Consider the following 13,005-nt stretch of genomic DNA (forward strand, 5'->3'; position numbering starts at 1 on the left):
ACCCTTCCCCTTAATTAGCTTGTCTTTTTTCATATTCAACTTTTTTAATTGGAAACTTCTGTTGTTCTGGAAGCTTTCCGAAAATGATCCAATAATGTGGAATATAATGAAAAGTAAACCTAACAATAACCCAGCTCAATGTTCCAATTAAAATAAACGTTAAGATTTGCCAACTATGATAAACTAATGGACTTCCGGAAGATAAAATACCTCTAAAAAGCATTAAAAACAAAGGATGAATTAGATAAATACCAAATGAAGTTGCACCTATTTCCATAAATAACATTTTTGTTCTATTCGTAAATTTTTTGTTTGCAATATGTGAAAGATAAAATAGGACTAAGCCTGCCAATAGAGCGTTAGTTGCCCAAGTGAATTCATAGATATAGCTTGTTATAACTTGCGGTAATTGGTCTGATACCTTTGAATAAGCACCAATCCTTATTAAATACATAAACCCCGTGTATAAGGTTACTATTATCCCGTAACCAACACTTAATGGCAGTATTATTTTTTCTCTATAGGCTGGATTTTTCATTTTTTGCCTAATCTCATTATAATAAATACCTAAAAAAGCTCCTATAAAATAAAATGAAAGATAGGATAATGAAATTGATCCTTTCAATGTAATATGGAAATAATTTTTGTTAAGGATTACCCATACCCATTGAAGTAGTATTCCAATCCAAATCGCATTTTTCCTTAGAAACGGATACTTTTTAAATATCGTTAAAACCAATGGAAAAAGGATATAGAGTTGAACACTGATAAACACGAAATAGAGATGTGGGTGAGCTTTTCCTAGAGCCAGTAGTGTTAAGAATTTTTGAATGATAAAGGAAATACTTGGATAATCATAATAAATATACCACTTAATAACAAAATATAATACAGAAAAAAGAATGTAAGGGATTAAAATAAATTTTAGCCGTTTTACATAAAACCTTTTCATTAGTGACCAATTTGTCTCACGTGGATAGTAATTATAAAACAAAACAAAGCTACTCAACATAATAAATGTGGGTGTACCTAGTTTTCCGGCAATGTTCAAAAAGTTGTACAGTGGAAATAAAAAAGAATCTGTTGGAATACTTGTAACCCCACTCGATGTTGAATGAACAATTAATACAGCAAGAATCGCAAATGCCCTCGCTAACTGAATTTCATCTAAGCTTTTCCTCTTTTGGTTGTCTATCATATTTATCACCAGTTCTGTAAGTTTCTCTTAATATCGATCCTTCTCATATATCTTCGATAATAATGAATGACGTTACTTATTATAACACCCTTCCCTCTTCTCATGGTAAAATAATTGTAAATAATGTACGAAAATTGGTGTATTATTCTACAAAATATTGTTGACTATAGATTTATGTTGTATGATTATTATGTCATCCACTAGGGGTGGCTTAATTTTTTTAGGAGGATCATCATGCTTTTCAACTCTTTTGAATTTATATTTGTATTTCTTCCTATTGTCTTTATTTTATATTTCATACTGAATAAATGGAATTTTTCACTTGCTCTTGTTTGGCTATTACTTGCATCCTTATTATTTTACAGTTGGTGGAATCCTATCTATCTACCATTACTCCTTGCGTCACTAGTGGTAAACTATTTTACTGGCTTAATAATTGTTAAAAACAATGAAGTAGTAGTTAAAAAAATCACCTTAGTTGCTGGCATAGCATTTAATGTATTGTTATTAGGATATTTTAAATACGCTGATTTTTTTATAACGAATACTAACATTGTATTTCAACAAGATTTTAATCTAGTCCATTTGGTACTACCGCTTGCTATTAGTTTCTATACATTTCAACAAATAGCATATCTTGTAGATTCCTATCGAAACGAAACAAAGGAATACAACTTTTTAAACTATGCACTGTTCATCACTTTTTTTCCACAGCTAATTGCAGGACCAATTGTACATCATAGTGAGGTGATTCACCAATATCAAGACACAGCCAAAAAAAGTATAAGCTGGGAAAACATTTCAAAAGGTTTATTTATATTTTCTATAGGCTTGTTTAAAAAGGTAGGTATTGCGGATACCTTTGCTATTTGGGCAAATAATGGCTTTAAATCATCCGAACAATTGACATTTGTAGATGGTTGGATTACATCATTATCATACACCTTTCAATTATACTTTGATTTTAGCGGGTACACTGATATGGCTATTGGTGCGGCATTATTATTTAATATAACGCTACCAATTAACTTCAACTCACCATATAAAGCACTTTCAATACAGGATTTTTGGAGACGATGGCACATAACTTTATCTAGGTTTCTATTAACATATATATATATTCCTTTGGGTGGTAATAGAAAAGGTAAGATGAGAACCTATATAAATATACTTATTATTTTTGTAGTAAGTGGCTTTTGGCATGGTGCTGGTTGGACGTTCATAATTTGGGGCTCTTTGCATGGTGTAGCTTCAATGATACAGCGATGGTGGACAATAAATAGTACGTTTAAAATCCCAACCATTATTAGTTGGTTTATAACATTCCAGTTTGTAAATGCTACATGGGTAATTTTTCGAGCTACTAATCTCGAAAGCGCCATAGAAGTGTTATCAGCTATGTTTGGGTTTAATTCAATTAAAATCCCCAATCAAATTTTATTATTTTTTGATTGGAACATTTCCTCGACATTACTTTATTCATTTCATTTGTCAGAGGATTTATCAAAAACTGTAGTTTATCTATTGTTAGCATTTATCATTAGTATATTTCTGAAAAATTCGGTTCAACTTACAAAACAATTGAAACCGAATCCTATTTATTCTGTTTATGCAGCATCTTTATTTATATACGCCGCTTTCCATTTACAAAATGTGTCAGAGTTTTTATATTTTAATTTTTAGGATGAGAGTATATGCGATCATATAAGTTTTCAGTTATTATTTTTTTTGTTTTTATAGGAATACCGATCATAGTTGTTGGATCAATAAATTATTATATTGATCCATTGTGGACTTTTGACCACGCGAACAACTATAATGATGTTCAAACTGTGATTGATGAGCGTCAACAGAAAATAAATGACATCTACTACGGGGATTTCAAGCATGATACTTTATTAATCGGAAGCAGTAGAACAACGTATATTAATCAATATGCATTTTCAGAGATGGACGTATATAACTTTGCCACGAGTGATTTATCGTTTAAAGAGTACGACGATTTAATCACCTTTGCAACAAAAGAGAATGGACATGATTTTGACCAAATAATTATTGGTGTTGACTTTTTTAAAAGTAGTTATCAGGAAAGCAAAAAAGAACTAGATTTAGATGCCTATATTCAAAAGATAAATGAACCATTTTATCGGTTAAAAAATCTAATTTCTTTAGATGTGCTTGACTACTCACTTAAAAATTTCCGGTTATCAAAACAGAATGTAATAAAAGAGCTTAGGAATTATAATAGAAGAAATGTAGCATTTGCTAAAAGCATCCCTAAATCTTTAAAAATTAAACAGACACAAAATAAGATAGAAAAATTTAAAAAAGTGTTCTATGGCGAAAAATTCACCTATAATCCCGAATTTAAAAAAACCTTGTTAGAACTAAAAAGTTCTTATCCAAATACTAACTTCATACTTTTTACTACACCCATTTCAACAAATTTATTTGAAGCCATGGTTCAGGAAGGAAATTTTGATTCATACGTAACATGGCTAACAGATATGGTAGATGTTTTTGGCGGTGTTTATAATTTTATGTATCCCAATACGGTCACCAATAATCTATCTAATTACTTAGATGGCCACCATTTCTACCCTAATGTTGGGGATATGATTGCCGTAAAAATTAGCAAATCAGATGAAAAATACATTCCTAAGGATTTCGGAGTTTATGTTACGAAAGAATCGTTTGAAGAACATATAAAAATGATTCAAAAACAAATCGATAAATATTAAAAAAAGTGATCTACCGAATTTGGTAAATCACTTGTTTTTTTGTTTTGAACCTTGCAGTACACGAAGAACGGGTCGATAATTATCACTAATCAATCCAGTTATTTCTACTGTTAGCTCCACGATTATTAATAATCCAAGTATAATTAATGTAGATCCCCACATTGTAGCCCTGGTAAAGACTACTGCCGCTATACTGAATAATCCACTCATTGCATATATCATAATTACTGTCTGGCGATGTGAAAAACCCAATCGAATTAAGCAGTGGTGTAAGTGCAATTTATCTGGGGATGACAACGGTTTTTTATGAATAATTCTTCTAATTATCGCAAACACTGTATCCAAAATTGGAACACCAAGTATAATAATTGGAACTATTAAAGAAAAGATTGCAACGTTTTTAAATAAACCGGTTATCGCTAGGGTACTTATCATGAAACCCAAAAACAAAGAACCTGTGTCACCCATAAAAATCTTTGCAGGATAAAAATTATAGAATAGGAAACCTAAAGTACTTCCTAACATAATAAATCCAATTAACGCAATTAATGGATTACCCATTGTTAAAGCAAGTCCAGATATTGTCATTAATGCTATGGATGATACTCCTGCTGCTAATCCATCTAGACCATCTAATAGATTAATAGCATTAGTGATTGCTACTATCCAAATAATTGTTAGTGGAATTGCAAGATATCCAAACTCTATTCTATCTCCAGTCGGGAGTGTAATAAATTCAATCTGTACCCCACCACTTACGGTAACAATAGCCGCAGTTAATTGACCACCGAGTTTCGTTTTGGCTGAAAGTTCTATTAAATCATCAATAATTCCAGTTGTAACAATAATCAAGGCTCCTAATAGAATAGACCAAGCTTCAATTGTATTCGGAAGAAAAATTAGAAAACCAATTAAAAAACTCAAGAAAATTGCCAGTCCACCTAATCTTGGCATTACTTTTGTATGGACTTTTCTATTATTAGGTTGATCAACTGCTCCAATTTTTAATGCCAATTTTTTAACAAACGGAGTTATTACAATAGCTAAGACAAAGCAAACTAGTAGAGCGATGTATTCCATTTAGATCCTCCTATTGCTATTTAAAAATAATATATAAAATCAAATCTATTGTTTTATTTTTTCATTCTACCTAATTATAAATATTTATATAGAAAAAACAAGACAAATTTAGAGGATTTTCCAACAAATTCATAGTAATTTTACATTCTTTACAAATTCACTAGCCCAAGAAAAATTGTTCATTTAAACTACCTTATGGTAACTTTGAAATACAATAAATTAATTGAGGAGGCGCATCATGAACAAGTTCAAATACACTGTCATGGGAATTGCTCTTTTTGTTTATACATTAGCAATCATTGGATTAACGACAATGATCATCACACCAGATCCAGATTATGATCGAAACAGTAACTTAACACAGGAAGAAATCGATAATATGTGTGATGCACGAGAAGATACTGGATTCTAAAAAATCCTTCACCCTAATATTGGGGCGAAGGATTTTTATTATTCTTCTTCAACGTTTATTTTTTTATTACCTAGTATCAAATAGTTGAGTTCTTCTTTCGGTATTTTATTGAACTCAGTTCGTTTTACTAGATAGAATATAAAACCAAGAACGATCCATGCTACAAGAGCAATTCTTGACTCTATTCCAAGAAATGCTGGAGAACCTGGAATTAATAATAGGCCGACAAATGTTAGAGCTGCTAACATACCAACTATAGAAGTAAACTTTTTACCAGGTGCTACAACGTGCTTGGCTGGATTAAAATCACCAGACATGTTCCATTTAAAAATACTAAATGCTGTGTAACATGTATAGAAGTATGCAATCGATACACCAATTGATGACATGTCCACTACCCAAAGTAGTGCTTCTCGCCCGAACCAAGGAGCAAACATAGCCACTATTGATGCAAATATGATTCCGACATACGGTGTTTTATATTTTGGATGAACCTTTGAAAACACTTCCGGTAAAATCTTCGCACGTGACATGGCGAACAGTAGACGACTTGCTGAAATGATAAATCCATTTAGTCCTGTGAAGATACCCATGCTTAGCGCGATTGCCAGAGCAACCAAGCCAAAAGTTCCAAGTACTTCCTGAATTGCTACTGCAGTCCCCCAAATATGACCTGCATCTGCCATCGCTTGCCAAGGGCTCGCCATGGCGGTTGCAATAATCATAAGGCTATATAAAAGACCTGAGAATAAAATAGCTAATATGATTAAAGAAAATGCTTTTTTTGATGAAAAATTGAATTCTTCTGCTGCCTGTGGAACGTTATCAAATCCCACGTAAGCCCACGGTGCAATCGCGACAATCGAAATAATTGCTGCAAATGTCGTTGTGTCTGTTGGGAAATATGGCTTGATATCCGCGAAAGATGTTCCTGGGTTTACACCAACTAATGTTGTGATTAGTGCAACGCCTCCAAGCATGATGACGCAAAAAACAAACTGCATTCTTCCCGAAAGGCCCGTTCCACGGACATTTAAATATCCAAAAATGATAAGTGCAAGCGACGCAATTAACACTTCCATTCCATAAACGTCCCAACCTGCAACTTCGTATAAATGTAAGTTTTCGATAATATTTGGGAAAATAAATTTAAACATAAGCGCAAATGCTGATGCGTTTAATGCAACAATACATATGTATCCAAGAGTTAAGAACCAACCACAAATAAATGCGTGGGTTCGGCCAAGACTAACAAATGCGTAGGCAAATTCCCCTCCTGATACTGGGAAGCTTTTGATTAAAAATCCGTAACTCACGGCAATTAACATCATGAGCGCAGCACCGATTAAGAAACCGATAATAACCCCAAGTGGTCCACCGCCATCCATCCAAACAGTTGGTTGTACAAATGCACCCCAACCGATTGATGATCCAAGGGCAATTGCCCATACCCAATGTGGCTTTAATGATTTCTTTAGTTTCGTTCGTTCTTCCATGATTCGTCTCCTTTTATTTAGTTAATTTAAGTTTTATTCCCTAACTCGATCAAATTAAACATCAAAGGGAATTTATCACTCATTGATTTAATTGTTAATCGCTCAAATGATTCTAGACCATTATACAAATATAAGTGCCAATCCGTATGGAAAGGCACTTATTTATTTCGTTATTCCCCTAAAGTTTGATAGAACGTACCCATTGCCTGAGAATTATAATCATTATAATCAAAAGGTTCATGGACTTTTGTAGACTCGTTATCAGCCATATAAATTAATCCTTTTTCCAGACCATTAATACTGTTTTCGACAAGTAAACCATATCTACCATCCTGTAATACAGTTCGATTTGCGATAATATCAGTTGCAATAATTTTCATCCCAAGTGTCATTGCCTCTAATAGTACCATTGGTTGGCCTTCATAATGTGAAGAAAGTACAAAACAATCACATTTATTCATAAATGAGAATGGGTTTTCAAGTTGCCCTAAGAGATGAACAGAGTCATTTAGATTCAATTCATTAATTAATTGTTGTAAATCATTTTTTAATGGACCTTGCCCTAAGAAGTAAAGTTTACTGTTACTGTGTTTCTTATGAAACATAGCAAAAGCTTGTATAAGATTATCCTGGCCTTTTTCAGGTGATAATCTTCCCATGTTTACAAAATTGATATTACTTTCATCAGGTTCAGGGATATATTCATTATCTATTACAAAGCCGTATTCTTTGATAATGATTAAAGATTGATTATTTAACCAACCTATTGATTGATCATCTATTGTAATATGGGAATATACCCCTTTTTGTGTTGTTACTTCTTTATCGATATTTACACTAATTCCTTCATATTCAGAAGGATTACTGCTAATTTGAACTGCATCTTTTAACCCATAAGGCTTAGTCCAAATTCCATCAGTATCTCTTAAATTAATTTTTCCTACTCTCGAAACTTTCTTTTCTTCAATTTTAGTAGGTTGATCCAAAATTTCAAATGCGTCCTCATCTAACCAGCCAATTTTATTATTATCAATATAAAACAAATAATACGTCCCGGTTCTCGTTTCGTGAATCGCCTTAATTCTAACTAAATTACCTTCATAGGTGCTTGCCTCACCAACTTTTTTTACATTTACATTTGGATAAGCTTTTGACCATACTACTTTATCTTCAACATCCGTTATCTTTGCATAAATCCTATCCTCAATATATATTTCTCTAAGTGTACGGTTCTCAAGATTATTTATAAATGTTTTCTTGTTCTTATTTTTCAAGAGCTTAATTAGCGATCTTCTAAAGCTGATCATAACTTGAGATGTTTTATCTGCACTATCATCAATTGTATATTTCTCATAAAAATGTAATGCCCTATTATCTATCCATCCTATAATAGTCTTGTTAATAGAAATTCGACTGTATACACTATGTTGCGTTTCCGCTTCTTTATCAATATCAACAATTACATTTTTGTAATCCCAGCTGTTTGATACCTTCTCATAGCCTTCTACTTTATAAGGTTTAGAAAATATATAATTCCCTTTAGGTCTATTTAATCTTGCGATTTTATTAACCTCTTTCAGAGAAATAATACTGTCTGGCATGATGGTTATGGATTCTTCATTTATCCATCCTATAATTTGGTCATTATAACTAAACTTATAGTACGTTGTGTTTTCAAAAAATGCTTTCCTTGAAATAATAACTTCCTGATTATCAAACTTTTCATCTAAAACTATTTTAGATGAATTATTTTCTTTACCAAGTACATTCCATACAATATGGTTTTGAAAATTTGTTATAACTGCTCTCGCTTTATAATTTTCAACCTTCAAGTCAAGATTAGTTGATACTTCTTCTGTATTTTCTTTCTCATCTTCGTATGCCATATCTAAGATTTTATCAGGATTTATAGAGTTCATTACATAATCAAACTTACTATAGTCCGCATATTTAGCTAAATTTTCTCTATTTAGCTCCATTGTTCCTTTTGAAACACTAACCAATACATCAAAACGATCATAAATCGAAAATAACCCTCTCAAATTAATGCGATGAGGTCTTCTTCCTTTAATTGTCCTTTCGCTATCACTAAGTAGATCATTATGCATAAAACAGATTTTTCTTTCTGCATCAGCTACAACAAGTAATTTTGCCCAGAATAAACTATACCCACTAAAATCAATTACATAATCGAACTTAGTTTTACCAAACAGACGGGCGTGCTCTCTGTTATAGGCTTTTTCAGGAAAAACTTTTTTGGCAAAGTTACCCCTTACTCCTCTATTATGGATAAATTTATCTTTATATACTTCGGTTACTTTATAACTAGGTAAACCAGGTTTAAATAAGAAACGAACGTTGGGATCAACTTTCGAAATATTTTTCAGAGCTTCTTTGTGATGAGGAGTCCCAGTAAAGCAGGTAACATCATACTTGTTATAATCAATGTTACTCATTAAATTGATAAATGAGGTTGTAATACCGTTATCTTTCATACCACCAGAGTATATTAGTATCTTTTTCTTATTGTTACTTAATTCATCTACTTTGTTTAACTTTTCTGTAGTTTGATTAAATATATTTTCTACAACTCTTTTTGTAACTTTACCATCCTCATAATTTGTAAACTTCTGTTGCATATTTACATATTTGTTACGATAATTTTTTGATACGGTATCGATTTTCTGAATTGCATCAAGTAATTCGCTACAATTATAAACAAGCGGTCCTGGCAGATCTTCATCGTTAATGTATTTTCCTCTTTCCTCTCCGTAGACATCACTATCCCACGTGTAAAAAATAATTGGTTTATTTGTCACTAAATAGTCAAAGAAAATACTAGAGTAATCGGTCACTAACACATCAATTGTAGATAATAATTCATTCGTATCAATAAAATCTGGAATCAACTTATCATTTATATCTCTATGCTTAATTGCTTCTTTGTAAAGAAATGGATGAACTTTAATTAAAAAGTTATACTGATCACCAATTTTATTTTCTAGATATTTCATGTCGGCAATTATTTGATTAATATCATTATTAACTTTGGAAATATCCGTACCTTTCCATGTAGGCGCATATAGAACATTCTTTTTTTCTTTGTCAATTTTTATTTCTAATGATTTCAACTCAGAAATTACTTGGTCAGGATTCGTGTTTAACGTTAAATCAATTCTAGGATAACCTTCTTCTACAATTGATCCTGAATATAAGCCATTTAATTTGTAGCTATCTTTAAAAATGTTTGTTGTATACGTATTAGGACTTAGAATATAACTTGTACTAAGGAAATTACGAATAACATTTTGGGATTGGGATGGGTTTCCAGGGATATCAAAACCCATGTTTTTCAGTGGAGTTCCGTGCCACGTATTAATATAAACTTGATCTTTTTTGGGAATAAAGAATGACTGAAATGTAGAGTTATTAATTAAATATTCGCAACTCGCTAAGCATTTTAGATAGTCTCTTGAATTCCTTTCTACAAATTTAACATTAGGTATGCCTTTATATTTTGATACTACTGACGATAATGCATCAAAATCACTCACAACCCAAATATGGATGTAATCTTTATAACTAGGATTATTTAACATATATTTAAACATTGCATAAGGGCTATCCGTAATACTATTACCATCTCTACTCTCATAAAGAATTGTGTTTTTCTCCACCTGCATTTTTTCATGAAATTTAGCATATTGATTGACGATTCTATGATTTTTTTTAAATAAGTAATTGGTAATTGGTTGTTTTATAAAATTTATTCTTCTTTTTAATACTTTTTTATTCATTAAGAAATCCCACCTAATTGTATAATCATCTAATTAATAGTATTCACACATTCAAATTTTTTATTTTTCAATAAAAATACATGCCAAAACAATAGTTTAAAACGTATTAAATAGCCTGTTACATTGGCTATTTAATACGTTTTAAATCTCATTTTGGTGGCATAACATTTAATTTTCCAAACTTTTTTAAATATGCTTTGTATAACTTATCAACACGGGATTGAAATGATTTTGATTGTAAATACTCTTGAGATCGCGCACCTTCTAAAGAAAGAATATACAGGTCCTTGATTTCTTCTTCAACATCTTGACGTTTTTTAAATTCTTCTAAGTCTGTTCCACTATTACTATGTTGTAAGCTCGGATCAATAAATTCATCCAAATCTTCTTTTATCTTTGTTTCATCTTGTGGCCATGGCAAATCAAAAGTATTTGCAACCCTTCTCATACATTGAAGACTTTTATTAAAAAGTTCATCATACTCAATAATGATACGCTTTTCTTTATTTGTGTCCTTCAATGCAAGTAGCGTTCTTAGCTGCCACTGCCTTTTGGCCCATTCTTCGTCTCTATCGTATGCTCTTTTATATGATGCAATAACATCAACAGGATTGCGTATTATTATCAAATAGTGGCCTTCTGCGTTTATATCACTCAAGATTCCTTTCCACATTTCTAGGAATTCATTATTACGTGGATCTTTCCAACCCCAAACTTTTCTATTGAAAAATTCTTTTTGCACATAATCTTTGAGTTCATTTCTAAAAGGTAGAACTTCTTTAAAATATGGAAATCCCTTTGGAAATGGTCTGTATGTTAATATGGAACCGATTTTTTTATGTGTATTAACTATTTTTTTATTCTCAAAGAAGCCCTTTGGATTAGTCTGATTTGTTCTTATAAACCCAGAACCAAGGTCTACCCCCGCAATATTAACAGCACGTGCAAGGACGGATGTACCAGAACGCCCAGAACCTAGAATAACAACTGCTTTACTATCTATTTTAGTCTCATTTTTAATATTAATTTTCTTATTTTTATTAATTAGTAATGAACTGAACAACCCTGCCAAAGAACTAACTGTTATTAACGTTGTTTTAAATCTTTTATGTGATTTGTTACTTTTTTCATTAACGGCCAATAGAACTCGTCCTTTCTCATTTTCATTATTCAATAATTAATTTTGAGAAGCATTTTACCTATGAAACCAAATACTTACTTCATTATACACAGTCACTATATAATTTCAAATAAACACTGTGTTTATAACTAGTGCCTCTAATCAATCTTTTATTTGATTGGGGAGATTCTAAAGTAGTATAACAGTTTCTAATATAGCCCGCATAGCAGATGCTCTGTAATTGGACAAATTGAAAATCTCCGCTATGATAATTATTCGATAAAGGGTGTAAGAGTTTGAGGGTGATAACAAAGAAAGCCATATTAAAGGAATATGACTTTAAGCATTTTTTTCAATTTCTGGATTAGTTGGTTGTGTTGGTGGTTCAGGTTGTTCTACTACTGGTTCATCTACTTGCTCACTATCAGTATCAGATTCAGGTTCTGATTCTGGCTCCGGTTCTTGTTCAGGTTGTGGTTCTGTTTCAGGTTCGGTCTGAGGCTCGGAATCAGACTCCTGTTCGATTTTTGTATCTTCTGTTTTTTCCTGATCCTTTGTATCAGATTTTTTATTTTGCGTTTCCTCTTTTTGTTGATCTTCCTGCTGTTCTTTATGTTCATCTACAGTAGTTTGTTTTGGTTTACTATCTGTATATGACTCTTCCTCATCTGAATAGTAATCATATACAGTTTCGTTAGTTGGGTCATTTGAGGTCTCGTGATTTGTTGTTGTGTCTTCTTCTGAAATTTCTATTGTAGGTTCTTTCTCCTCAACCTCTATATTCATCGTTTCAAGAGAGTCCTCTTCTCCTTTTTCGGTAGAAAGCTTATATTTTGCTATATCGTTTGTTTTTGAGGAATTTTTATTATCCGATATATCTTTTGTTATCTTTTCATTTTTTGTTTCAACAGGTTCTTTTTGCACGGTATTTTTTTGACCGTTATGTAAAAAAATTATTGAGATGATAGCAATTACACTTATGACGTTAGCGATAATTAATACCTTTTTCCAATTTGATTGGTTCTCCATACTACACCTCCCGTTAAACGTTTCTTTGGTATATTAAAAACATCGGCACTAATCCCAAAAATATTAAGTCAATGGTCTTTCTTTAGTTTTCCAACTTATTTTTTAAGGTATCGAGATAATGAATGATCTCTT

General features: G+C 31.8%; 9 protein-coding genes. 3 read left to right on the forward strand and 6 right to left on the reverse strand.

What is annotated here, in order from left to right; all coding sequences use genetic code 11:
- Positions 1–10: 10 nt before the first annotated feature.
- Positions 11–1,198 (reverse strand): acyltransferase, encoded by a 1,188-nt coding sequence (locus ACY9Z2_RS01095; RefSeq protein WP_463608268.1) that lies wholly within the window; start codon positions 1,196–1,198, stop codon positions 11–13.
- A 234-nt stretch (positions 1,199–1,432) separates the two neighbouring features.
- On the opposite strand from ACY9Z2_RS01095, the gene ACY9Z2_RS01100 reads away from it, so the two are divergent.
- Complete coding sequence (locus ACY9Z2_RS01100; protein ID WP_463607748.1) at positions 1,433–2,881, forward strand: MBOAT family O-acyltransferase; 1,449 nt, start codon at positions 1,433–1,435, stop codon at positions 2,879–2,881.
- A gap of 11 nt (positions 2,882–2,892) precedes the next feature.
- Positions 2,893–3,939, forward strand: coding sequence for a hypothetical protein (locus ACY9Z2_RS01105; RefSeq protein WP_463607749.1), 1,047 nt, complete (start codon positions 2,893–2,895; stop codon positions 3,937–3,939).
- 27 nt (positions 3,940–3,966) lie between these two features.
- On the opposite strand, the gene ACY9Z2_RS01110 is transcribed toward ACY9Z2_RS01105, so the two are convergent.
- Positions 3,967–5,019 (reverse strand): glycosyltransferase family 4 protein, encoded by a 1,053-nt coding sequence (locus tag ACY9Z2_RS01110; protein WP_463607750.1) that lies wholly within the window; start codon positions 5,017–5,019, stop codon positions 3,967–3,969.
- A 238-nt stretch (positions 5,020–5,257) separates the two neighbouring features.
- On the opposite strand from ACY9Z2_RS01110, the gene ACY9Z2_RS01115 reads away from it, so the two are divergent.
- Positions 5,258–5,431, forward strand: coding sequence for a hypothetical protein (locus tag ACY9Z2_RS01115; RefSeq protein WP_463607751.1), 174 nt, complete (start codon positions 5,258–5,260; stop codon positions 5,429–5,431).
- Between the two features lie 38 nt (positions 5,432–5,469).
- On the opposite strand, the gene ACY9Z2_RS01120 is transcribed toward ACY9Z2_RS01115, so the two are convergent.
- From ACY9Z2_RS01120 to ACY9Z2_RS01135, 4 genes are all read right to left on the reverse strand, one after another.
- Positions 5,470–6,927, reverse strand: a complete 1,458-nt coding sequence (locus ACY9Z2_RS01120) for an APC family permease (RefSeq protein ID WP_463607752.1) — start codon at positions 6,925–6,927, stop codon at positions 5,470–5,472.
- 170 nt (positions 6,928–7,097) lie between these two features.
- Positions 7,098–10,724, reverse strand: coding sequence for a CDP-glycerol glycerophosphotransferase family protein (locus ACY9Z2_RS01125; RefSeq protein ID WP_463607753.1), 3,627 nt, complete (start codon positions 10,722–10,724; stop codon positions 7,098–7,100).
- 148 nt (positions 10,725–10,872) lie between these two features.
- Positions 10,873–11,865, reverse strand: a complete 993-nt coding sequence (locus ACY9Z2_RS01130) for a sulfotransferase family protein (RefSeq protein WP_463607754.1) — start codon at positions 11,863–11,865, stop codon at positions 10,873–10,875.
- 318 nt (positions 11,866–12,183) lie between these two features.
- Positions 12,184–12,873 (reverse strand): hypothetical protein, encoded by a 690-nt coding sequence (locus ACY9Z2_RS01135; RefSeq protein WP_463607755.1) that lies wholly within the window; start codon positions 12,871–12,873, stop codon positions 12,184–12,186.
- Positions 12,874–13,005: the final 132 nt, after the last annotated feature.

This window comes from Virgibacillus sp. GM2-2 (assembly GCF_055329585.1).